23 protein-coding genes are annotated in these 23,018 nt (G+C 38.1%); 4 read left to right on the top strand and 19 right to left on the bottom strand.

All coding sequences use genetic code 11. The features are described 5' to 3' along the window. Positions 1–29 precede the first annotated feature (29 nt). Entirely contained in the window at positions 30–425 is a 396-nt protein-coding gene (locus KUV80_RS02570) for a Spx/MgsR family RNA polymerase-binding regulatory protein (protein WP_222461110.1), read from the bottom strand. A gap of 183 nt (positions 426–608) precedes the next feature. Between KUV80_RS02570 and KUV80_RS02565 the strand changes: the two genes are divergently transcribed. After that, a complete protein-coding gene (locus KUV80_RS02565; RefSeq protein WP_066242314.1) occupies positions 609–857 on the top strand; it encodes a DUF2626 domain-containing protein in 249 nt (82 codons plus the stop codon). Positions 858–897: 40 nt separating this feature from the next. Here KUV80_RS02565 and KUV80_RS02560 read toward each other — a convergent pair whose 3' ends face one another. Both KUV80_RS02560 and KUV80_RS02555 read right to left on the bottom strand, forming a co-directional pair. Then, positions 898–1,989, bottom strand: coding sequence for an SAM-dependent methyltransferase (locus KUV80_RS02560; protein WP_222461109.1), 1,092 nt, complete (start codon positions 1,987–1,989; stop codon positions 898–900). 2 nt (positions 1,990–1,991) lie between these two features. After that, on the bottom strand, positions 1,992–2,624 hold the full coding sequence (locus KUV80_RS02555; RefSeq protein WP_222461108.1) for an MBL fold metallo-hydrolase: 633 nt from the start codon (positions 2,622–2,624) through the stop codon (positions 1,992–1,994). Positions 2,625–2,697: 73 nt separating this feature from the next. On the opposite strand from KUV80_RS02555, the gene KUV80_RS02550 reads away from it, so the two are divergent. Continuing rightward, positions 2,698–3,120, top strand: coding sequence for a hypothetical protein (locus KUV80_RS02550; protein WP_222461107.1), 423 nt, complete (start codon positions 2,698–2,700; stop codon positions 3,118–3,120). A 112-nt stretch (positions 3,121–3,232) separates the two neighbouring features. Continuing rightward, positions 3,233–3,418, top strand: coding sequence for a DUF2759 domain-containing protein (locus KUV80_RS02545; protein ID WP_222461106.1), 186 nt, complete (start codon positions 3,233–3,235; stop codon positions 3,416–3,418). Between the two features lie 52 nt (positions 3,419–3,470). Here the strand turns inward: KUV80_RS02545 and KUV80_RS02540 are convergent, their stop codons facing one another. The 6 genes from KUV80_RS02540 to KUV80_RS02515 all read right to left on the bottom strand — a co-directional run bounded on the left by KUV80_RS02540 (position 3,471) and on the right by KUV80_RS02515 (position 10,876). Then, complete coding sequence (locus KUV80_RS02540; protein ID WP_222461105.1) at positions 3,471–4,664, bottom strand: M14 family metallopeptidase; 1,194 nt, start codon at positions 4,662–4,664, stop codon at positions 3,471–3,473. Positions 4,665–4,765: 101 nt separating this feature from the next. Beyond that, the gene (locus KUV80_RS02535) at positions 4,766–6,652 is read right to left on the bottom strand and encodes an LTA synthase family protein (protein WP_246625007.1); all 1,887 of its coding nucleotides are present in this window, start codon (positions 6,650–6,652) and stop codon (positions 4,766–4,768) included. Positions 6,653–6,992: 340 nt separating this feature from the next. Then, a complete protein-coding gene (locus KUV80_RS02530; protein WP_222461104.1) occupies positions 6,993–7,952 on the bottom strand; it encodes an ROK family glucokinase in 960 nt (319 codons plus the stop codon). 14 nt (positions 7,953–7,966) lie between these two features. After that, positions 7,967–8,158 carry a YqgQ family protein gene (locus KUV80_RS02525; RefSeq protein WP_222461103.1) on the bottom strand — a complete coding sequence of 64 codons (192 nt, stop codon included), beginning with the start codon at positions 8,156–8,158 and terminating at the stop codon, positions 7,967–7,969. 110 nt (positions 8,159–8,268) lie between these two features. Beyond that, positions 8,269–9,732, bottom strand: a complete 1,464-nt coding sequence (locus KUV80_RS02520; protein ID WP_425308056.1) for a spore germination protein — start codon at positions 9,730–9,732, stop codon at positions 8,269–8,271. A 100-nt stretch (positions 9,733–9,832) separates the two neighbouring features. Then, a complete protein-coding gene (locus KUV80_RS02515; protein ID WP_222461101.1) occupies positions 9,833–10,876 on the bottom strand; it encodes a M42 family metallopeptidase in 1,044 nt (347 codons plus the stop codon). Between the two features lie 99 nt (positions 10,877–10,975). On the opposite strand from KUV80_RS02515, the gene KUV80_RS02510 reads away from it, so the two are divergent. After that, complete coding sequence (locus KUV80_RS02510) at positions 10,976–11,839, top strand: hypothetical protein (RefSeq protein WP_222461100.1); 864 nt, start codon at positions 10,976–10,978, stop codon at positions 11,837–11,839. On the opposite strand, the gene KUV80_RS02505 is transcribed toward KUV80_RS02510, so the two are convergent. The 10 genes from KUV80_RS02505 to KUV80_RS02460 form a co-directional block, all read right to left on the bottom strand. Beyond that, the gene (locus KUV80_RS02505) at positions 11,820–12,545 is read right to left on the bottom strand and encodes an HAD family hydrolase (protein WP_222461099.1); all 726 of its coding nucleotides are present in this window, start codon (positions 12,543–12,545) and stop codon (positions 11,820–11,822) included. The two genes, KUV80_RS02510 and KUV80_RS02505, sit on opposite strands and share 20 nt — an antisense overlap. Position 12,546: 1 nt before the next feature. Next, positions 12,547–12,723, bottom strand: a complete 177-nt coding sequence (locus KUV80_RS02500) for a hypothetical protein (protein ID WP_222462297.1) — start codon at positions 12,721–12,723, stop codon at positions 12,547–12,549. A gap of 110 nt (positions 12,724–12,833) precedes the next feature. After that, complete coding sequence (mobA, locus tag KUV80_RS02495; protein WP_222461098.1) at positions 12,834–13,424, bottom strand: molybdenum cofactor guanylyltransferase; 591 nt, start codon at positions 13,422–13,424, stop codon at positions 12,834–12,836. After that, entirely contained in the window at positions 13,409–14,200 is a 792-nt protein-coding gene (locus tag KUV80_RS02490; protein WP_222461097.1) for a DUF92 domain-containing protein, read from the bottom strand. The genes mobA and KUV80_RS02490 overlap by 16 nt, the downstream gene beginning before the upstream one ends. Then, positions 14,201–14,758 (bottom strand): 5-formyltetrahydrofolate cyclo-ligase, encoded by a 558-nt coding sequence (locus KUV80_RS02485; RefSeq protein WP_222461096.1) that lies wholly within the window; start codon positions 14,756–14,758, stop codon positions 14,201–14,203. Positions 14,759–14,883: 125 nt separating this feature from the next. Continuing rightward, positions 14,884–15,033, bottom strand: coding sequence for a 50S ribosomal protein L33 (gene rpmG, locus KUV80_RS02480; RefSeq protein WP_222461095.1), 150 nt, complete (start codon positions 15,031–15,033; stop codon positions 14,884–14,886). 100 nt (positions 15,034–15,133) lie between these two features. After that, complete coding sequence (locus KUV80_RS02475; RefSeq protein WP_222461094.1) at positions 15,134–17,116, bottom strand: glycoside hydrolase family 15 protein; 1,983 nt, start codon at positions 17,114–17,116, stop codon at positions 15,134–15,136. A gap of 3 nt (positions 17,117–17,119) precedes the next feature. Beyond that, positions 17,120–19,531 carry a sugar phosphate nucleotidyltransferase gene (locus tag KUV80_RS02470; RefSeq protein ID WP_222461093.1) on the bottom strand — a complete coding sequence of 804 codons (2,412 nt, stop codon included), beginning with the start codon at positions 19,529–19,531 and terminating at the stop codon, positions 17,120–17,122. Beyond that, positions 19,528–22,326, bottom strand: a complete 2,799-nt coding sequence (locus KUV80_RS02465; protein ID WP_222461092.1) for a 1,4-alpha-glucan branching protein domain-containing protein — start codon at positions 22,324–22,326, stop codon at positions 19,528–19,530. The genes KUV80_RS02470 and KUV80_RS02465 overlap by 4 nt, the downstream gene beginning before the upstream one ends. Before the next feature lie 11 nt (positions 22,327–22,337). Beyond that, a complete protein-coding gene (locus KUV80_RS02460) occupies positions 22,338–22,988 on the bottom strand; it encodes a DUF4912 domain-containing protein (RefSeq protein ID WP_222461091.1) in 651 nt (216 codons plus the stop codon). Between the last annotated feature and the right edge of the window lie 30 nt (positions 22,989–23,018).

The following is a 23,018-nucleotide window of genomic DNA, read 5'->3' as shown; positions in this document are numbered from 1 at the left end:
ACACTCTTAACAATCAAGAGTGTTGCTTTTTAGGACACATGACTGGATATGTGTTCTTTTTCTTTTTCTTTTTTGATACATAACTTTTTCATCTCACCAGGACTGTACCCTGCAATCAATTGCTCACCATCTGTTACTAACGGACGCTTTAGCAATTTAGGGTTATCCGTTAATAATTTTAAAAGTTCATTCATGGATAGATCATAAATGTCTACATTTAAAGATTTAAACGATTGACTTCTTTTTGCTAAAATTTCCTCTGTTCCAGCTTTCGTGAGTTTAAGCATTTCCCGAAGCTCTTCTACAGTTGGTGTATCTTTGAATAAATGTCTTTCTTCAAATGAGACTTTATTTTGTTTAAGCCACATTTTCGCTTTGCGACATGACGTGCAGCTTGGGTATGTGTAAAAAGTAATTGAGCTCATCATCCTTCACTCCTTTTGGTTTACATTACCTTTAAACGAGGCATAATAAACCAAAATCAACGTACTTGTTGTAATTATTTTGAAATGACTTTTTTACAGATCACAATAGTCATTTACAAGAGTGTGGAAACTCATATATAATACTAAAGGATACTAGTATTGGCGAAAAAAGGAGGGATACTTATGTCAAGAATGTATAAAGTACTAGGCTTCTGGACAGGTATCATTGGTGTCATGGCTTATCTTGGCGATATGCAGGACATGGCGTTGCTGTTCTTAGGACAAACGATTATGTTCGTTTCATTAGGTTATCTGAACTTATCTGAACGTATGTATATTTATATTTTTGGTGCTTATTTAACAGTTTTCTTTGTCGGTTTTACATACTGGTCAACATTTATGATGACTCCTGGAGCTGGCGGAGGACATTAAACATTTCATTAAAAACAGCTATTTTAAAAACGGACCGCTATTAAACGGACCGTTTTTTTTGTTGAATGACTTGAAAACCGTTTGCAAGGGTACTGTCCAGCAGAAATGAGCGGACTGCTCTGTTTCTTTTATGCTCTTTAGAAAATGGATCACTCTTCTCGGTATTACTTAAGTATGAAAGAAGTCCGTTCTGCAACAAGAATTCACCTTGAGTTTCAAAGCGAATCGTGTCAACTTCACTTTTCTTCGCCTCACTTTCAATTTGATCCCAATCAACATGATACGTGATGTCCATTTCTCCTGAGTAGATTAAAGGATTGTACTTCATTTGATGACGGTAATACCCGCGTATACTTCCCTCTCGTAAACTTTCCATTTTCCACTGGTCACCTTTGTAGCCATAGTCGACAAAGAAATATACACTTCCCTCTTTTGTCCAATGATAGAGTGCCTTCAACCAATCCTTCAATTGAAACGAAATCTCAAGATCAAAATGTTCTTTACGATCTGAAAAATGATTTTCAAGCATTTGAGCTGTATTCTCTTCCTGTATAGGGATATAACCGAAAGAAAGGTTTTGTTTTTCGCCATCTCTTCCTTCCATCACTACTTTCTCAAACCATGACTTCGCTCTTTTTTGAAAGAGGCGAACAGGAAACGCATCTAACACCTCGTTAGCAAAAATAATTCCTTTAAACGAAGGAAAGGTTTTTTTCAATTCTTCCATTGAAGGAAGAATCATAACTGCTGTGCCGTTTAATTCATCTTGTAATAGCTTTCGGTGATATGGACTTTTTTCAACAACGACATACGTTAACGGCAGTTTCTCTTTTTTTTCTTCCCACGCTGAAATCACATGTTTTGCGAACTGCCCGTTTCCTCCACCAAATTCAACAATGATGGGATCTAAGCGATGCTCTAGGATGGTTTGAACAAATACGTCTGCCCAAACGCCGCCAAAAATATCGGAAACTGAACTTGAAGTATAAAAGTCTCCTTTTTTTCCGATTTTATTAAGAGGGTTCATGTAATATCCATATTCAGGATGATAAAGAGCCAACTCCATATATTGTTCCATCGTTAGCCATTTATTCTGACTCAGCTCATTTTTTAAAATGGATGTAAGAGCCACTATTAAAATCCACCTAAGAACGGATTAGAATCCATCTCCATGCCAATAGTTGTTTCAGGACCATGTCCGGAAAGTACTACTGTTTCTTCTGGCAATTGCAGTAATTTTTGGTGGATACTCTGCAATAAAACGTCTTGATCCCCTCCATATAAATCTGTTCTTCCGATACTGCCTGCAAACAAAGCATCTCCAGAAAATACGGCTCCTGCACTTTTAACGTAATAAGAAATACTCCCAGGTGAATGACCTGGAGTTAAGAGGATATCAAAAGAAAATGGTCCGATTTCTAGGCTTGTTTCTTTGTCTGAAATGATATGACTTGCAGGTCTTGCGGTAATACTATGGCCAAAATGAGCGGAACCGTTCTTTTTAGTATTTTTCAGCCAATCTTGTTCTTTCTTATGTATGTATAAAGGAAGTTTATATCGCTCTCTTATGGGGTCTACTGCACCGATATGATCAAAATGGGCATGCGTTAACAACACAGCCAAAGGTTTTAACTGTAGAGATTCTATATGTTGAATAATTTTTAACGCTTCACTTCCTGGATCAATGATTACTGCTTCTTTATTTGAATCAAATAGGATATATGTATTCTCCTGAACTGGACCTACAATCATTTTTTTCCATTTCATAATTTTTGTCCTCCAATTGCATGTTGTTTCTTTCTATCTTACACTAAAATAGTCGAACATATGGAGGATTTGGATGAACGTTTATTATGGTATCGAAAATTTAACAGCAAGCGAAATGGAAGGAATCGAGATCGAGGATAGTGAGAAAGATTTATCAATAATAAAGAATATAGAAGAGGTTCCGAAAGATATGTTACAGGAAGTCATTCCACTATTGCAGATTTCACCGTTAAGAACTACCCAGATTTTTGATGATTATGGATTCTTTTCTGAAAACAGGAAATGTTATTTATATCTTGATATGATTATCGCTTTCTCCATTAAAAACGGACTGGATCAACAAGAAAAAATGTTTCACTTTCAAGTTGAAGAAGAATTACTCGCTGTTAGTGAAGATGAGAATAAGAATCTTATTTTTTTCTTAAGTGAGCATAATAAACCACTCCTAATCAAATGGGCTGCTTCCTATGAGATTGACATCGAATTTATTTTGTAGAAATGTTCACTCGACAAACATGGATAAAACAAGTAAAATAGTACTCGGGTTTACCTGTGTGAAAGCGTTATACATAGGATTGGATTACTCCAAAGCAAGGGGGCACAAAATAATGGGTTTAGCCATTATATTCGGCTTAGTAGCTATATTAGCTGCATTGGGACTTTTACGTTCGTTAAAAATTAAAAACCTAATGGCTGCAGGCTTTGCATTCTTAACGTTTGCTGTTTTTGGCTGGTTTACAGTTATGACTGTACTGGACGTTTTCTTAGGCAGCGGCGGATCAACAGGCCATTAAAAACTCAAAAAACCATCAGAATCTTTCGTTCTGATGGTTTTTTTCGATTGCTTTACTTATATAAGCTAGCGAATAATATCCCGCGTGTATCTTTATAAATTTCATCAAACTGGCCTAACGGTAGTGGATTAACACCTATACCTAATTCAATTGTAAAGCCAGGTCTCTGATATTCCTGTATAAACCAATCTTTATATCCTGCATAACTGTCCACGTAGCGAATTGCTTTATACCCGCTCACTCTTTCAAATTCCTCCGCGATATGCTGTGATATGGGCATAGGTTCCTCTCCCTCGAACCCCCAATACAGTTCCTTCCCTTGTGTATGAAGTGCTACTACCCGATCGAAGTTATATTTGTTAGCTGCCTCTGCCATGGCCACAGCTTCAGGTTCCGATAGAGGCTTTAGTCCAGGATAATCCCTAGGAGCTGGTTCTTTTGGTTTTCGTTTCTGTTCAATTTCCCATCGAGCAGGAAATTGATTATTGAGGTCTACTCCGCGAATATTTGCTTTCCATGCTGAAAAATCTTTACTGCCTTTATTTAGTTCCATAACTAACTCTTTATATTCTGTATGATCGGGAGGACCATTTAAAACGAGATCTACTCCATCCGGATCAACCATCGGAACGGCGAGCAACGTAGTATCCTTGTAAAGATTGAGCGGAGATTCTCCGTTCAATGGGGTATCACGTGTTAAAGCGTGGGCATATTCGTTTAGGAATTTCATAAGAATCCCGGTTGTGATCCACTCATTACCGTGAAAAGAAGCGTTAATATGCACTTTCTTTTTACCGTTACCTATTATGAGCATATCGATTGGGTTGCCTAGTACAGATTGACCAATATTTTGTTTCTTTATGAAAGGATAAGTATCAAGTAGTTTTTTAATATCTTTAACCAGCACAGTTGTGTCATATCTACACTTTGTTTTTAAAAGAGGGTAACTGACGTTTACAGGAATTAAAATTTCATCATTCAGAAATATTTCTTTAGGATTTACACCAGGATTAAAGAGATACAATGCATCTATTGGCACATCATTTTTTTCTGCAATTACAAAAAAGGAGTCCCCATTCTTAACTTTGTAACGGTTAGCCGTTATACCTGGAATTTTTATTTTTTGCCCAGCTTCCATATTCCCAGGCATTACTTCCGGATTAGCATCTCTAATCAATATAAAAGGGATAGACAAAAGTCTGGAATAGTACCAAAGTGAATCACCATTTCGAACGATAATTTCCAATCAGAGCCCTCCCTAAAAACGTTCTCTTAAAGGTGTATGTTCTGACTGATCATATATGCAAAAAAAAAGCACTTAGCCGAAGCTAAAGTGCTTAATTGTTATTAATTATTTTTCTTTGCTTTGTCTTTATCATAAAATCTTAGCAAGTCGCCATAAATGATACGGTCTGACATATCCAGTTCAGTTTTTGCACGTTCACTGTATGGCTCACAAGGGCTTTGATCGCCTTGAACTGGTTCTCCAGTTTCCTTGTCATAGCAGCTCCCAGCAGTGAACACATGATCTTTCGTGATGTACGAATTATCTCTTAGAACCGCAAAATCTTCACGTTGTTCAGAGAATAAGTCTGAACCTAACTGAATATCACCTTTAGTATCAATTCCAAGCAAGTGAAGGATGGTTGGTTTTAAATCGACCTGTCCCCCAACTGTTTCCATGACCTTGCCTTTTTCTCCAGGCATATGGATGATCAATGGCACTTTTTGTAATTGAGTGGATTCAAAAGGAGTGATTTCTTTTCCTAAGAACTCTCCCATGGCATCGTTGTGATTTTCTGATATTCCATAATGGTCACCATACATAACAAAGATTGAGTCTTCATATAAACCTGCCGCTTTTACATCGTCGAAGAACTCTTTAAGTGCTTCATCTGTGTAACGAACAGTTGTAAAATATCGGTTTACTGTACCATCAGCAGATGTCCATTCTGGAATATACTCGTCTTCCTCTTCAAGTGTAAAAGGAAAATGATTAGTTAAAGTAATATATTTTGTGTAGAACGGTTTATTCATTGCTTCCATTTCTTTTAAATGCGGAATGGACTGTTTAAAGAAGTCTTTATCTTTTAATCCCCATCCAATCGAGTTTTCAGGTGTAACTTCAAAATCCTTCAATGAGTAATATCGGTCATAACCGAAATTATCGTACATGATATCACGGTTCCAGAAACTTTTGTTGTTCGCATGCATTACGGATGAATAGTAATCCTTCTCTTTTAAAATTTCTGGTGTAGCATTGTATTGATTTTGAGAGTGAGTAAAGAAAACAGCTCCACTTGGAAGCGGGTAGAGCGAATTATCTAAAAGAAACTCAGAATCAGATGTTTTCCCTTGTCCTGTCTGGTGATAAAAATTCGGGAAATAATAACTGTCTTTAATTAAATCGTTCATAAATGGCGTAATTTCTTTACCGTTCACTGATTCATTTATGACAAAGTTTTGTGTAGATTCAACAGATATGACAAAAACATTTTTCCCTTTTGCTTTTCCAAACATTTTTGGATTGGGTTCTTTGTAATTTGCTCGAGTATAGTTTTCAACATCTGTAATTTCACTGCCATCAGCAAAAGCACGCTGAGCTTTCGCTTTAGACTGAATAATCGAATCGTAGATATGATAATTGTAAGAACCGATGTTTTTGATCAGCATCTCACGGTCAAAAGTACGTGTTAGAAGCTGCGGACGTTCTGTTTCGGCAATCCCAACATTCACGATAAAAAATACAATCGCAGCAGCAAATGTAAGTGTAACTTGCTTACGCGAAGCACGTTGTGGACGATAATTAAAACGTCTCATAAAATAAGCTAATACAATAATGTCCATAAACACCAATAGATCTGTAGGTTGAATCAATTCAAAGACACTATTACCTAAATCACCCATGTTGCTTGTTTGGAACAAGACAGGGATAGTAATAAAATCGTTAAAGAATCGATAAAATACCATGTTTGCATACATGACAAAACTCATGATAGCACTTACTGCAATAATCATCCGGCTGTGGGCCTTACCTTTAAAATAAAGAGTAACACCTAAAAACAAGATGACAGAGCTAATTGGGTTAATGAACAGGATCAGCTCCTGAATTTTATTGTCCATAGGTAAATCGAACGCGGTTTTATATACGATATACGTTTTAATCCACAATAAAGCAATTGCGATAAAGAAAAACTTATAATCAGCAAAAGCTTGTTTCATTTTTTCTTTCATATGTTCTCTGACCTCCTCAATCAAAAAGAACTCTTGTCTATACATTTCAAAACTCATTCATAAACTCTTCTAATCATCCGAAACGCATCCCCAGGAAATGTAAATCACCATTTACAAAACCTTAATCAAAGGATTACATAAAGAGTATAATAAATGGTTTTGCACAAGAATTCAATACCCTAACGTACTATTTCAAGATTCTGACAAATAGGACAACAAAACTATATTAGTTTTACCCGTTTTTTGTGTCCATAAACCTTTAGACGAACTTATTCTAAAAAAGTTTCAAAAAAAAAAGAAAGAGCCATACAAAGTGGCTCGATGTTTTTAGATAAAAATGTTACATATTTTGTTTTGCCAGCCACGCTCCACCGATAACACCAGCATCGTTACCGAGAGTAGCGATTGTTAGTTTAGCACCTTCAGAAACTCTTGGGAGTGCAAAACGGTTAAATTCCTTTTGCAGTCTGGACGTCAATGTTTGTCCAGCCTTTGAAACCCCTCCACCAATAACAATCTTTCCAGGATTGATGCTATTGGAAAGATTTGCAAGCACTAAGCCCAAGTGAAACGCGACTTCATCAAGTGTCCTTATTGCCGCCTGATCTCCATTTTCGGCAGCAGATGCGACATCTTTAGACTGAATTTCGCCTTTCTCCGTTACTATTTTATAGAGTGAAGATGATGTATCTTTCAATGCGTTCTCTTTAGCCAATCTTGCTATACCTGTGGCAGAAGCGATGGTTTCAATACATCCTGTTTTTCCACAATTACATGGAAAACCACCTTCTGGGATAGATGTGATGTGACCGATCTCACCTGCCATGCCATTTGTACCATGCATGATATGTCCATTTACAATGATGCCTCCACCTACTCCTGTACCGAGTGTAACCATAAGCAGATTACCTTCACCATCACCTGCACCGCGCCACATTTCTCCTATTGCGGCAATGTTTGCATCATTATCTACAACAACTGGAAGCCCAGTTTCTTTCTCTAGTTCTTGTTTTAAAGGATAATCTCTCCAACCTATGTTAACCGCATGAAAGATAAAACCTGATTTCATATCAATGAATCCAGGAGCACCCATTCCAATTGATGCAAGTTTTTCACTGGATTCTGATAGCTGTTCTAACTTAGCCCTTATAGATTCAGCAATATCTTTTACAATAAATTTACCATCATGTGAAATATTTGTTGGTACTTCCCACTTCTCGACAATATGCCCGTCAAAGGTAACAAAGGCAATTTTTATCGTTGTACCACCTAGATCTACACCAACCAGCCACTTTTCCATATCATCTACATCCTCTATTGTCTTTTATTCAGTGTTGCTCGAACGATTAATAACGCCATTTTGTAATCGTTTACATCGATGAGCTTCTGTTTATAAAGCTCATTTACCTCTTCTTGTATTAATTCTAAATCAGCCGTTCGATTTCCTGTATAAATGATTGTCCCAAACCTTTTTAAAAGCTGTTGGACATCAAACATTGTTTTCATTTTCCTCACCAGTGTCATTATAACAAAAAGAAAGGGTAGGAATGCAAGCCTTTGCACAGATTTTTTCTCTCATAAAAAAGAACAGCTAGAATGAACTAGCTGTCAAAATGTTATCTATCAGGATCCTTTGGATGAAGAACAACAGGTCTTCTATTTTTTAACGGTATCGGAATTCTAAAGATAACATCCCTTATGGCTTTATAATTAAAAGGGATAAACGGCCATAAGTAAGGGATATGAAATGATTTGAAGGAAACGAAGAACAAGATGGCTAAAGTAAAGCCGATCATATACCCTGGAACACCGAGAAGTGCCGTGAGTGTTAATAACGCAAGCCTCAATAGCCGGTTTGCAAGACTCAGCTCATACGTTGGCGTTGCAAACGTCCCTACTGCTGCAACAGCTATATAAAGGACCACCTCATTAACAAACAGACCCACTTCAATGGCTACTTGACCAATTACGATTGCTGATACTAACCCCAGTCCTGTAGACACGGAGGTAGGTGTATGGATGGTCGCCATCCGGAGCATGTCCATTCCGACTTCGATGATGATAAATTGCAAGAACAGTGGAACTACTCCTATTTCCTCCGGTCCAATGAAGGATAAGTTTATCGGTAATAACTCTTTTTGCGTCGATAATAAATACCAAAGAGGCAATAGAAATATAGAAATCCAAACAGCAATAAACCGCACAAATCGTAAATAGGCTCCTACGACAGGTTTTTGACGGTATTCTTCCGCATGCTGCAGATGGTGCCAAAAGGTAGTGGGTGTTATTAAAACAGAAGGGGAACCATCTACATATACTAGTACATGCCCCTCAAAGAGGTGGACAGCAGCTGTGTCAGGTCTTTCAGTATATCTGACTAATGGATACGGATTTAAATGTCTTCCACAGATAAACTCTTCCACAGTTTTTTCTCCCATAGGAAGACCGTCAGTATCGATTTTTTTTAGCGATTCCTTAATTTTTCCAACGATTTGGGGATCGGCAATATCTTCAATGTAAGAAATACAAATGTCCGTTTTTGATCGGCGGCCGATACTCATATATTCCATTCGTAACGACCGGTCTCTCACCCTTCTTCTTGTTAGAGCAGTGTTAAATATTATCGTTTCTACAAATCCATCCCTTGCTCCTCTTACTACACGTTCAACATCAGGTTCTTCTGGACCACGAACAGGGTACGTTCTTGCGTCAATTTGAATAATTTCTGATACACCTTCAACAAGGAGGACGGTAGGACCGCTCAAAACCCAGTCAATGCCCTGATTTAGGTCATCGGATTTAGATATTTCAACATAAGGCAGATATGTTTTCATCAATTTCATAAGTGGATCAGAACCTAATTGATCAGGTTCAAGATCTGCTAAAAGTTTCATTAAATAGTGAAGGATATCATCTTTTACAAAACCGTCGACTAAAAACAACGCCATCCTTCTTCCAGCGTACTCTACATCAAGATGGATGCAGTCGAAACTAATCTCAACTCCCAGTTGTTTTCTCATGTACTGCACATTTTCGTCAAAATCGGAAGAAAGAGGCTGTTTTTTTTGCAGATAAGACATTTTTTTCATCACTCCTCTGCCTATCATCCTTCACCTTCGCAGATTTTTTCATACCTATATAAAAAGAAAATCCCAGCTAAAAGCCAGGATAAATTTACAATTATGCAAGAGGAGATTGTAAATATTCTTTTAGAAGATTTGCTGTATGTTCCAGTGATTTTACATGTGTACGCTCAAATGCATGCGATGCATCAATTCCAGGACCGATCAACCCGTGTACAATATCAGCTCCCGCACGAATGGCTGCTGTTGCGTCTGAACCATAGAAAGGATAAATGTCCACCTTATGTCCGATGTTATGTTTTTCCGCTAATGCTACTAGATGTTTTCTTAACCCATAATGATAAGGTCCGCCAGAATCTTTTGCACAAATGCTTACCGTAAATTCATCAGTCGATTGACCATCACCGATCGCTCCCATATCGACAGCCAAATACTCAACGGTTTTTTCCGGTATATTGGAATTCCCTCCATACCCAATCTCTTCATTATTACTAATTAAAAAATGAGTCGTATAAGGTAATGGAACGGAAGAATGCACAATGGTAGTAATGAGGTGCATCAAGATCGCAACACTTGCTTTATCATCGAGGTGTCGGGACTTTACAAAACCGCTTTCCGTTTCTTCAAAACGTGGTGCAAAAGAGACAAAATCCCCGACTGAAATGCCCGCTTCTTCTGCGTCTTTTTTGGAATGAAACTCTTGGTCGACTCTAACTTCCATGTTTGTTTCATCCCGTTTCAGCTCATTCATTCCTTTATAAACGTGAGCTGAGGTTTGATGCATCAAAATGGTACCTGTATAGGTTTTCCCTTTCGTTGTATGTATCGTACAATATTCACCTTCAATCGTGTTCCAGTAATACCCGCCGATCGTCGTTAATTTCAAACGTCCATCACTTTTAATTTCTTTAACCATCGCACCAAGCGTATCTACATGTGCTGTCAACAAACGGTGCCTTGAATCGTCCTCCCCTTTAATTGTGGCCAATATTGCACCTTTTTTTGTAACCTCAAATGGAACCTCATTCTCTTGAAAGAAATTTTTCATATATGCGATTGCTGCATCTGTATCACCTGAGGGACTAGGGATATGTACCAGTTCTTTAATGAATTTTACAATCTCTTTTATTTGGACCTCCATTTTCTCTCTCCTCTCCATTCTTTTCATTTTCATCTTCTAATATTGATGATAACGCATACAATCTTAGGAACAAGTTTGTCCTAGAGGAGGCTACCCAATATGAAGTGGAAAATTTCAATCTTTATGTTGATCATTATACTTGTAATAGGTATCGTCTACCAGCCGTTTGTAAAAAAAGAAGCTCGAGAAAGTATTACGTTTTTTCCAATAGACAATAGTTATTCTTTTGTCAAATCAACAACATCTATCCTTTTTTCGAAAGGCACTCCAACGGACTATGAACTTATTTGGGAAGCAGGCTCAGAAACATCAGAAAAAGTGTATTTACGGCAAGACATTGGCATGATCTATAAGGATGGGGTCCTAAATAATAAAATGACAGAGTGGAAAACTTCTGCAAAAAAAATCGAATTAGAGAAAAACATAACTGGCAATACGTCTGGGTTGTGGGAAGCGATCTCTTACCATCAAGGTGAGATTCATATTAATGATGAAAAGTACCGCTCTGTTCAAACGATGAGTAGTGATTATCTCTATACAGCTAAATCAAACGGAGCATTTATAGGATTTAAAAACCCTAAATCTAACGTTGAACGCCGATTAAAAAATTCGTTGGATCAGAAAACGAACCAATATTTGCAGAAAACGTTAGCTCAGCTAACAAATTATTTCCAAATTGATCGGAGTAAGTATAATGTGATCTCCTTACAGTCCTTAACAACTTATCATGAGAAACCTTTATCCGGATTTTCAAAAGTAAAAAGTCAAGAAATCATCGGCAAGTTATGGGAAGGACTTTATAAAAATTATTTTTTATTTATAACAACAAAATCCGGGCAAAAAGTAAGCCCGATCGGGAGCAGCATGCCTTTTATTTTGTTGAGTAATGATAAAACGCATTTATTTGTATTATTCCAAACAGCAGCCGGAGAAAATATCCAGCTTATTCAATATATTTCTTAAAAATATCGAGTAAGTCATTTACACAATGGCAGCTATATATGTTCTTATCTTGTATTCTTAACTTTTGCTCTGGGTTCCACCATATCCCTTTCCAGCCAGCTTGAACGGCAGGCATCATATCAAATTCAAAAGAGTCTCCTACGTAAAAAAACTGTTGTGCACGAGATCTCTGTTTAACATACTGAAAAATTTTCGGACTTGGTTTTGCAACGTTGATTTCTGAAGATATATAAATATGCTTTTCTGGGAAGCTTAGTTCTAATCTGCTAAGCTTCTTTCTTTGCAGATTTGAGCCCCCATTCGTAATGATTCCAATTTTGTACCCTAAATCATTTAGGTGTTCAATAATATGTTTCATCCAGGAATATGCGACCACAAAAGACGGTATTTTTTCTTCAACAAGTTTTTGAAAGTGAATTATGTGACTATCGGTAAACGTTTTTATGTTGAGAGAAAGCAAGGAAGCAACGAGACGATTCCTCTGGTATTGTTGACGAGTGATTAATCCATCTTCGTATTGAGGCCAATATAGATCACAGTATGTTTTATAGCAATCAAACCACCCAGCAGCATTGGAATGACAAGTGAATTCATTATAAAAAATGGAATGAAAAGCAAATAAAGAAGCCTGCTTAAAGGAGGCTTCATAATCAAATAACGTATTGTCTAAATCAAAAAAGAAAGCACTGTTTTTCAGAACTTTCATACTAGATCAGTTCGTCCATCATTTTTGAACGCATTCCTGGAAAAGACATCGCACTTCCAACGATTAACCGCCTTATGAATGATTGTCCAAGCGCCATGTTAATCAAACGATAGCGCATTCTATAGCCAAGCATGATAGCAAGAAACAAAAGAAATCCTTTTATTAGAAACCCTTTCATATAAAAACCTCCTTGTGTATACTTTCTGTGATTCAGAAGCTTTTTATTCGTTATGGAGGTTTTAAAAAAGTAAGTCCCAGCCTTCTTGTATAAATTTTGATTTAAATTATTTATGAATGTAAGTCCTCTACTGTATTCACATTTTTAAAGTAGGCTTCATCATCTTTATCTGCTTTTATAAAATATGTTCTTTTCCGGTTTAGAAGGTCTAATACTTTATAAATATCTTTCTGTAAACAAAAAGTGATATCTAGTAAACACGAGTATGTATATATTCCATTTAAAGGATAGATTTTTCCGTTCAGAACAGGAACGACACACTCATACTCCTCGTCTATGGCGGCATCAAGCCACTTTTGATACATCTCGCTGCTCATTAATGGCATATCGCAGGGCGAAACGAGATAATAGTCAGCTTTAACTTTTGTCATACCACTATACATTCCGGCTAATGGTCCTTTTCCTGTAAAATGAGGATCATCACAAATAATCTGAACTTGTTTTGACGAATACTGATTGAGCTCACTCATTAATTCGTGGTGTGCTACAACCAGAATCGTATCACAAAAGGGAGTCAACGTATCAATTGCTCTTTCTATAAACGTTTTGCCTTCCCACCGAGCGATTGCTTTTGGACTTCCAAAACGCCTAGAAGCTCCTCCTGCTAATATAATACCTGCACGGCTTACTTGATTATCCATATATATGTCCCCCCTGCGATTAAAGCCCCAACTATGGTAGCACTAAAGTTCACAAAGTTGTTTGTAGCCCAGGAGTAACCGAAGATTTTCACTGTTTTTGAGTGGCAGTGCACAATCTCTTCCGTTTCCCTTTTGCAGATAGAGCAATAAAATTTTTGCTCGAGCCAAGCCCCAATTAAGGTGTCTGCAAAATTTCCCAGAAAACCCGCAGTTATTATTGTAATGATTATTGTTAGAGCAACAGGCTCATAAAGCAGTTGATAACTTAATCCAATAACTGAAGCTCCGAGAATGGCTGCAAAAGTACCAAGAGTTGAAACAGCTCCTGAGAGACCTCGTTCTACTTTGCGCCATTCTTTTAGATGAAACGGTCTTCGCTTTGAGAGGACCCCTATCTCAGAAGCCCATGTATCTGCTGTAGCGGTTGCAAATGCTGCAGCATACATTATGAACCAAACCGGATCAGGATGTATCAGTTGACCCGCTGCTGCAAGCGACGCTGTTCCTCCATTAGCAAATACTTGTCTGGCATTTCTCCCTTTTACATACTCAGAATTTACGGCATCTGGATCGCGTTTTACATTCTTTTTCCATTTCGTTAAAAGAGAAGAAGTTAAGAAAAATAACCCCAATATAACGAGACCCTGCCATTGAAATGATAAGAAGATGAATAATCCCGTAAAGAAAGCAGCTATTCCTCCATCAGGAGTAAGCATTTTATTTTGGATGGAAACAATACAGAGCGACAATATTCCAATAAAAAATATTGCATCCATTTATTTAAAGTGACCGAGTTCAGTTATAATGTGTTCCACTGGAATATCAAATTCTTCGCGAGGTAACTGTTTCTCGGTTTGAAACGAATAAGCAAGAGATACAGTAGATCCATTATAGTGCTGTAAATAACGGTCATAATAGCCTCCGCCATATCCTATTCTGAACCCAGCAGAATCAAACACTAATCCAGGGACGATGAGTAAATCGATTTTATTTGAAGCACAGACCTCCGTTTTATTTAGGGAAGGTTCATAAAGGTCCATATAAACATTCTCGAGCTCATCGAAGGAACGAAGCTCTCTAAATTCCATGTTTTTCTCTCGTGAATAACATTTTGGAACACATACTGTTTTCCCTTCACTCCATGCTTTCTTAATGATTGGCAAGGTATCTAACTCAAATTTTCTCGAAACTGTGATCCCGATACATTTGCTTTTTATCCATTTCTCCGTTTTATATAAATAAGCAGCTATTTCCTTACTTTTCGTAATTCGATCGTTTTCGTTCATTGATTCTAATTTTTGCTTCATTTTTTTACGCCACTCTACTTTGATCATAAGAAAGCACCCCATCAGATAATATCATGTCTTTATCATACCATTTCGTTAAAAGAAGATAAGAAAAAGGGAACGAAAAAACGTCCGGTTCCATGTTAATGGGACTCGGACGTTCTTAAGTGAAATTACTTCGTTTCACGGTGAGTTGTGTATTTCTTTAAACGCGGGCTGTATTTTTTAAGCTCTAAACGGTCTGGATTTGTACGCTTGTTTTTTGTAGTGATGTAGTTACGATCACCAGTTTCAGTACAAGCTAAAGTAATGTTTACACGCATTGTTGTTTCCCTCCACATCTTTACCAAAGTACATATTCATGGTTACTGACAGTCATTAATCTCTAATAAACCATACTTTAACATAATAACAAATTCTTTTCTAACGAGCAAGAGAGTTTTGTGAAAGTTTCTGATAGACGGTGCTGTACTCGTTTAACACATCTACAAATGTAGCATGTGACCATGTTAAAGGGGCGACTGATAAAGCTTCACCTGTAAAGGGATGGAGTTGTTCTGGCAATACACCGGTCGAAAAGCTATGCTTTTGAACCCATCGTAAAAATTCATGTGGCTTTTCTAAATCACTTACAGTTTTGGCACGTTGAATGTACCATTTTGCAACCCAAAGCGTACAGATCAGCCATGGATTTCCTGGTACTCTAGCCACATCATGCGTTTGCTGAAAATAATAATCGTTTGTATATCTTGCAATGCCGCCTACATTGGATTTAACGCTCAAGTCTTCTTCCATCTGCCTCATCGTTCGAATCACTCGTTCATCATCAGCTGAAAAGACTCCGAATGAAAAAAGAGCATACATGCTTGATTCCATCGTTAAATCTTTTTTATAGGCATTATCGTCAAGCAAATAGATGCCCCTTATAAATCTCCCTGTGCCTTCATCATAGAGATGCTTTTCCATTCCCCGTTTTATCCGCTCTGCTCCATTTTTATAACGCTCTGCACGGTCATCTTCCCCAAAGAGAGTTGCAAAAGAATAAGCAGCCATCAGACCGCCGTATACAGCACTGGAGGAAAATGTGAATATCCCTCTTCTCTCTTCCCACAGATCATAAGATGGCATAGGGAGATCTAGCTCAGGGTGCATATATTGAAGTAGAAATCTAGCACTCGGTCTTACGAGTGACCGATACAAAGATTGAGCGAACTCAATATCGCCGGTTGCTTTATAATGTTCCCAGAACGCCCACAATACGAGTGCAGTTTCATCTTCTTGAATCGGTAATTGACTCGACCCGTCTTTATCTACCATAGGATGCCAAGAAGAACCAATCGAGCCGTCGGGGTTATACTTATGATGCAAATACCCTTCTTTTGTTAAAACTTCCGCACACCGCCGGTAAAAATTTTTGACCATTCCATGAAAGCCTGCTCTCGCGGTCGCAGCTGCTATTAATGCCCCGTCTCTTGGCCACATATAGCTGTAATGATCGCGATTATAATGTTGAATATCTGAGTCATTGGCAGCTATGATATATCCATTTTCATTTGTTTGCGTACGAATGATAAGTAAACTTCTGTTATACAGATCAAGAAGTTCATCCGATAGATTACAAGGATCGATCTTCGTTTTGTTTACCCATCTGCGCCAATAAACATCAATTTTATCTAGCGTTAATGAAGGTCCTATTTCCATTAAATAATCAAAAAGTGCAAAGACTTCTTCTCTGCTCTTGCCTACCGTTAACGAATAATATACATGCCTCGTATCATACGGCCCAACGATTCCTTCAACTGAAAATGTGCTGTCAACAGATCCTTGGGCGATCGGGTTCACTTGCAGATGTCCATCTTCAGCATCTTTCCATGTTCCTTCAGCACTTAAGAATCGTTTTACTCCTGTTGTATATTGGTTCATTACATTTTCTTCAAACGTTGCATGAAATAAAAAGTATCGGTTCTTTTTATAATGGATGATGACGGAATGATGAGGATCATAATAAGCTGTATCCCCTACCTCTGTCTCATAGATACTCAGGTCTTGATGAAAAAACAGCTTGATCCTTTTCTCTTCGTCTGTTTCGTTGATGACACTTATTCGACGCATGAGCATATTCTCTCTTTGATGAACTCCATCTTCAATCTTAAGACATATTCCTTCTTTTTTGTTTCTAGCGAAGGATAACGTCACTAAAGAGTCGGTATGATAGCCGGGTTCGATTTCCCAATCTTTTGAAGATAGCCAAGAAAAGGAGCCATTAATACTGGCTCCCAAACGGTTTGCATGCCCTTGCACATGGTTCTGCTGACCAACATAGGGAAAATAGATGTCTCGGATCTGTAAGTATTGATCTATGTTGATCAGAAGATTACCGTTACCTAAAACTAAATGTCTAGGCATCTCTTACACCTGTTGATACAACTGGATTTTTTCGATATATTGCGATGCTGCCTGTTTGGCTTGTTCAGCATCCGTATTCTGCGAATATACCGTAAAGATGGGCTGTTCTACATCAGGCAGAATGAGAGTCCAGCCCCCTTCAGGGTGAAAGACTTTAATACCATCTAATAGTTCTACATTGTTATCCCGAATATCTTCCATTAACCTTCTCATCACTCGGCCTTTTTTATCTTTAGGACATGGTACGAATTCTCGTAACATATGAACATCCGGAAGCATCTTCACTAATTCAGAAAGCGTAATTTGCTGCATTGCCATCACTTCAAGGATATGAACAAAAGCATATTGGGCATCGTATTGATAATTGAGCACGCCTTCTCCAACTTCCATTATGGATCTTGGGTTTGCTTTAGTACGGATTAGTTTCCCTTTTAACCGTTCGGCGATTGAATCTAATGCAGACGATCCATAAACAGGTATCGCCATCTCCTTATGTTTACCTTGAGAAAAGGCTGTAAAAACATAAAGCGCTAGCATCGTTTCTTCATCGAGAACTTCACCTGTTTCGGTGATCAGTCTAAGCGTCTCGCCTGCTTCTCCTATGAGAACACCTATATGAGCGTTTGTAACTTCAACAAAAGAGGCCATCTCTTCTGGCTTCGTCTGATAAGGTGCCGTTAAGATTTCACAGTTCAGACGGTTATATAAATTTGGAATAAAATTGAGGTAAGGCTGATGGTTATAGTTTACGACTACTCTAAATTTTGCTTCTTGAATCCTTTTTTCCTGGATTTCCTCAAGCAGAGCCGAGATGTAATCTTCGTGTTTGTTTGGCTGGATTGCACCTTTTCCGATGCGATCAAAAGAGGCACGTCTATAATCTTCCTGCCAATAAGCATTTTCAATTTTCCTCTCAAGATCTGAGTGGATCGGCAACCCTTTATTATCATAAAACTCAATCATTAATTGTTTCTCACCTGTAGGGTTAGAGAATCTGACATAAACTCCGCCTTCTAAGCGTTCTTCCTCAATTGAGAACCTTACGACAGGTGCAACTGTAGGACTAATATCCAGTGTATGAACACCTGAGGAATGAAGACCTTGTATGAAAGATTGTTTAATCATGACAGAGAAGTCATGTGAATCACTTGCAATTAAAATCTGTGAACCATATGGTAGGACAGCTCCGAATGCAGATGCTAGCCTTGCGATGTAATCAGGTGTGATCTCAACGTTAGCAATACCTGACACTCCTCTGCTGCCGAACAAAGATTTCGTAGCTTTTTTCCCCCACACAATTGAAGTATGAACAAGCGCCTCATCAAAGATCTGTTTTTCAGGCCAAATTTTAACATCAGGTTTTAAGGTCGCATGTTTTCCAATCGTACAATGATCTCCCACTACAGCATGCTCAAAAACGGAAGCATCCCTTTCAACCTGTGTCCCATTGGCAATGGTTGCTCCTCTAAGCTCACAATTATCACCCACAAAAACATCATTCCAAAGGACGGTTTTTTTCAACGAGCTTCCAGACGAGACAACACTGTTTTTTCCAACAACTGAGAGGTTTCCAATGTGAGCTCCTTTTCGAATCACAGCTCCATCTGCAATACTTACGGGCCCTTCAATCAATGCACCTTCCTCAATAAAGACGTTTTCTCCTACCCAAATCCCAGGTTCTTTTTCCACACCTGCAATGGGCAGATCGACAAGTCCGTTTAACATATCGTAATGAGATTGCCTGTATTGCTGAAGACTGCCGATATCTGACCAATACCCATCAGCGGCATATCCAAAAAGATTCTTGTTTTCTTTCATTAATAACGGAAACAAATCTTTACTAAAATCAACAGGTACATCCTTATCAATGTATTGAAAAACTTCCGGTTCCAATACATAAATACCTGTGTTTACAGTATCACTAAACACTTCATTCCAGCTTGGCTTTTCAAGAAAACGAACAATCCTTCCTTCTTGATTAGTCATAATCACTCCGTATTCTAGAGGAGATTCCACTTGCTTCATAAAGATAGTCGCGATGGACTCTTTTTCTTCGTGAAAACTGATGCCTTTCTCCAGATTGAAATCTGTTAATGCATCTCCACTGATAACCATAAAACGTTCATCTAGGAATTCTTCAGCATTTTTTATCGATCCTGCTGTACCTAGAGGAGATTCCTCTACAAAATAATGCAAATTCACCCCAAATGCACGCCCGTCACCAAAGTAATTCTTGATTGCATCTGGAAGATAATGAACGGTAACTGCGATGTCAGTAATTCCAAACTTCTTTAAAAGTTCGATCCCATATTCCATTACTGGCTTATGGAGCATAGGTACCATTGGTTTTGGCATATTGCAAGTAAGCGGTCTTAATCGTGTCCCTTTTCCTCCAGCCATAATTACACCTTTCATGACATCACTCCTCCTGCAGTTTCTTTTTTGTTGTGAATTTGACCATATAGATTTGCCGTTCTTTCAGCGATTGAATCCCAGCTGAACGTTGTTTTTGCTATTTCTTCTCCTTTTTGAGCCATCTCAATACAATGCTCTGGATGAGCAATCATATATTCAACTGCCCATACAATACTGTTAGGATCGTTCGGATATACTTTTAAGCCCGTTTTTTCGTGCTCAACGATTTCTTTTAAGCCTCCCGTATCTGAAACGATAGTAAGCGTTCCTGTTATCATTCCTTCTAACGCTACAATTCCAAACGGTTCATAATGACTCGGAAATAAAGCTGCGTCAGCTCGAGCAAACCAAGCGTTCCGTTCTTCATCACTAACAAAACCAGCTAATGAAACAAAATTTTCTAGGTGTTTGTCATGTATCATAGTCTGCAGCTCATCATATAGAGGACCTTTGCCAGCAATGACAAACTTAACAGCTCGTCCGTTATTCCGTAATATCTCTGCAGCTTGGATAATGGTTTGAAAGCCTTTTTCTTTTACAAGTCTTCCAACAGAGAAAAGCAAAAGTTCAGAGGAATCTTTCTCAGATTCTTGCTCGACCTCTTTACCGTTTGACAGTTGTACAGGATCGATTCCATTCGGCAATACTGTGATCTTTGATTCGGGAATCATAAACACATCCTGCAGTTCATTTTTCATATAATCGCTGCAGACAACGATACTGTCAGAACCATTCATAAGTTCCCATTCTTTTTGGTTGATCTCATATTGAAGCGGAGAAGTAATTCCGTTATTTCTTCCATGCTCGGTTGCGTGAATCGTAGCTAATAAAGGTAGATCTAATTCTTTTTTAATAGCAAGTGCGGCTTCAGAAACAAGCCAATCATGTGCATGAATACAATCGAATTCAAACTTCTTTGAAAGAGCGAACGCCTGCTCTGCCATCGCTATATTTAAGCTTCCTGTCCAATGAAAGAAATTTTCAAACGATGGCTGTTTTCCAGCGATACGATATACGTGAACTCCATTATTTATTTCGTAATCAGGATATCCATCCACCGAAGAAGTAAGTACATATACTTCATGACCTTGTGATACAAGTTTTCGAGATAAGTCAAAAACGTGTCTGGAAAGTCCTCCGACTACCATTGGGGGATACTCCCATGAAAGCATCAATATTTTCTTTCCAAGATTCTTTTCATCACGATAGTTTTCTTCTACGTACTGATCGTGTGTACTCGTAAAGAACGACCATAAATCCATTGTAATAAATGGATATTCGTTTTCGTAATCTGAAATCTCTTTGACACTGAATGTATCGTTCTGAATTGACTTATACAGGGAATGAAATCTCTCTATATGTTCTTGAAACCGTTCTTTTGCGTATTGGGTGGCACTATTGCCGTCTACGATAAATGCCCAATCTGAACTTGAAGCAAGCATCCATTCTTTTACCATCTGATTTGCATACCGTTCAATAACAATGTTAACTTTCCCTTTAGAGAGCTTAGCGGCAAGCTCAACTAATGTCTTCTCACAATAATGCAGATGCCGATACATCCATGCGTTGCTTTCATTTAACCAAACTTCACCTGTACCATTTCTGCCCCATGTCGAGAAAGATGGTCTTACTGTTTCAAGGTCTTGGTAGTGTCTGTGTAAATATTCTTGAGGTGTGATCCAGCTAAGGTTTTTCTCTACTGCGTTTTTCATTGCATGCAATAGAAATTCTGGTCCTTCAAACCACCAATGTCCGAAAAGTTCTGCGTCAAAAGGTGCCGTGACTAACTGTGGCGGAAAGCATTGTTCGTTTTTATGTAAATAGTCGTTGATCTTGTGAGTAAAATCCCATGAATGATTAACGATTTTTTCTTCGGCATGAGTCCTGTTATAATAATCTTTCTCTTCCGTTTTTCCTGTGATTCGCCAATATTTTAATCCAGTATCAATACGGATTCCTTCTGGATGAATGAATCCTTTAATGTACTCATGTTCTCGTTCATAAGCTACATCTCTGTAAAATTCACGATAATCATAGTCACCTGGATAACCGAGAGAGGAATTCCAAATCGTTTCAGATATACTCTGATTTCTTGAAAACAGGGCTACTCCATGAGGTGAATAAACAGGTGCTCCAATCCCTTTGCTTGGAACAGGTCTACTCATGAGTAACGTGTGTTCATCAACAAAGGTATAACGAATACCTTCTTCAGCTAATGCTTTATCCACACCAGGTGAGTAAGCACATTCAGGAAGCCAAAATCCTGTAGGTTTCTCGCCAAAATATTTCGTGAACGTTTCAATTCCCGCAACTACCTGTGCTCTTAACCCTTGTTCGGTTTGTAAATAAGGAAGGAACGCATGAGTGGCTGCAGATGTAATACACGTGATCTTCCCTTCGTTCATAAAAGATTTAAATGCTGAGATGATCTGGCAATCATAGTTTTGATACGTCTGCATTATTTTTTTGTACCGTTTATCATAAAAACTAATGATTTTTTCTTCATGTTCGTTTTTTGGATTATTTTTTTCTTTTTGAATGAGTTTTAACGTTTGATCTAGGTGTTCTAGATACCGTTTTTGAATGACTGAATCATTTAAGAGTTCAAGTAATGGAGGGGAAAATGAAATGGTCCAAGATAAGGAATCGGGCTGTTCTTCGAGAACCCATAATAACGGGATATACGTCTCTGTAAGTGCCTCAAAAACCCATCTTTCCTCTAATCGATTTGCTTCTGTATGCCTCACATAAGGAAGGTGAGCGTGCAAGATCATTGAAAAATACCCGTTAGACATCATGTACTCTCCTATCTAATTTTTTGATAGTATGAATAAGTTGAAAAATTTTCGAGCCATTCAGGCTGACTCACATTTTCATGTTTCCAACGTTCAATTTTACTATCATAAGATGTACCCATTTCTGAACGACCAGTCTCAGCTGGATTTGAACGAAGCAAAGTAAAGAAGCTTCCGTCAAATGTGCGTGTTCCAATATCTACAATATACGTTCGATCAGGTTCTAACGAATGAATAAACCAGTTGTTTGTCATCGGAGGCAGATCTACTTCAAATGTCCTGTGCGCATTATGTCCATAAAAGAGAATGTCCGTTACATCGTATATTTTTAAAACGTTCGGCAACTGTTCCCAATTGGTTCGGAAATGATGTTCTGCAAGTGTTTTAATTGCGTCCGAGAAACTCCAGTAAGCATATAAACTGTTAGCTGTTTGAGGCATTAGGCAGACATTTGCTTCTTCGTACTCAAAAGGCATTATCCACTTTTCCCTCACTTTAGTTTTGTCTGTATCGTTTGAGCCGGTAAGAACATCAGCGGGCGGATGCTGTTGACGGTACTTATTCCATCTGTACTGAACCTTGCCTAAAGATAAATTCATCTTCTCTGCAATTTCCTGAAGCGTAAGTCCTTTTTCTTTTAGCTTTACAATATCTTCGATCAAGTTCATCACCTCATCTTATTCAGTTATTCT

Origin of the sequence: Fictibacillus nanhaiensis (genome assembly GCF_019801215.1) — a bacterium.
Taxonomy (GTDB): Bacteria; Bacillota; Bacilli; order Bacillales; family Fictibacillaceae; genus Fictibacillus; species Fictibacillus nanhaiensis_C.
This window is presented reverse-complemented; position numbering and strand designations above follow the sequence as displayed.

Bases quoted from the DNA above. Each gene is read 5' to 3' on its own strand.
- KUV80_RS02520 (WP_425308056.1), bottom strand. From the start codon at position 9,732: ATGTCTTATCTGCAAAAAAAACAGCCTCTTTCTTCCGATTTTGACGAA.
- mobA (WP_222461098.1), bottom strand. From the start codon at position 13,424: ATGGATAATCAAGTAAGCCGTGCAGGTATTATATTAGCAGGAGGAGCT.
- KUV80_RS02510 (WP_222461100.1), top strand. From the start codon at position 10,976: ATGAAGTGGAAAATTTCAATCTTTATGTTGATCATTATACTTGTAATA.
- KUV80_RS02535 (WP_246625007.1), bottom strand. From the start codon at position 6,652: ATGAAAGAAAAAATGAAACAAGCTTTTGCTGATTATAAGTTTTTCTTT.
- KUV80_RS02545 (WP_222461106.1), top strand. From the start codon at position 3,233: ATGGGTTTAGCCATTATATTCGGCTTAGTAGCTATATTAGCTGCATTG.
- KUV80_RS02515 (WP_222461101.1), bottom strand. From the start codon at position 10,876: ATGGAGGTCCAAATAAAAGAGATTGTAAAATTCATTAAAGAACTGGTA.
- KUV80_RS02525 (WP_222461103.1), bottom strand. From the start codon at position 8,158: ATGAAAACAATGTTTGATGTCCAACAGCTTTTAAAAAGGTTTGGGACA.
- rpmG (WP_222461095.1), bottom strand. From the start codon at position 15,033: ATGCGTGTAAACATTACTTTAGCTTGTACTGAAACTGGTGATCGTAAC.
- KUV80_RS02550 (WP_222461107.1), top strand. From the start codon at position 2,698: ATGAACGTTTATTATGGTATCGAAAATTTAACAGCAAGCGAAATGGAA.
- KUV80_RS02555 (WP_222461108.1), bottom strand. From the start codon at position 2,624: ATGAAATGGAAAAAAATGATTGTAGGTCCAGTTCAGGAGAATACATAT.
- KUV80_RS02570 (WP_222461110.1), bottom strand. From the start codon at position 425: ATGAGCTCAATTACTTTTTACACATACCCAAGCTGCACGTCATGTCGC.
- KUV80_RS02565 (WP_066242314.1), top strand. From the start codon at position 609: ATGTCAAGAATGTATAAAGTACTAGGCTTCTGGACAGGTATCATTGGT.
- KUV80_RS02490 (WP_222461097.1), bottom strand. From the start codon at position 14,200: ATGGATGCAATATTTTTTATTGGAATATTGTCGCTCTGTATTGTTTCC.
- KUV80_RS02465 (WP_222461092.1), bottom strand. From the start codon at position 22,326: ATGTCTAACGGGTATTTTTCAATGATCTTGCACGCTCACCTTCCTTAT.
- KUV80_RS02475 (WP_222461094.1), bottom strand. From the start codon at position 17,116: ATGCCTAGACATTTAGTTTTAGGTAACGGTAATCTTCTGATCAACATA.
- KUV80_RS02470 (WP_222461093.1), bottom strand. From the start codon at position 19,531: ATGAAAGGTGTAATTATGGCTGGAGGAAAAGGGACACGATTAAGACCG.
- KUV80_RS02500 (WP_222462297.1), bottom strand. From the start codon at position 12,723: ATGAAAGGGTTTCTAATAAAAGGATTTCTTTTGTTTCTTGCTATCATG.
- KUV80_RS02485 (WP_222461096.1), bottom strand. From the start codon at position 14,758: ATGATCAAAGTAGAGTGGCGTAAAAAAATGAAGCAAAAATTAGAATCA.
- KUV80_RS02530 (WP_222461104.1), bottom strand. From the start codon at position 7,952: ATGGAAAAGTGGCTGGTTGGTGTAGATCTAGGTGGTACAACGATAAAA.
- KUV80_RS02505 (WP_222461099.1), bottom strand. From the start codon at position 12,545: ATGAAAGTTCTGAAAAACAGTGCTTTCTTTTTTGATTTAGACAATACG.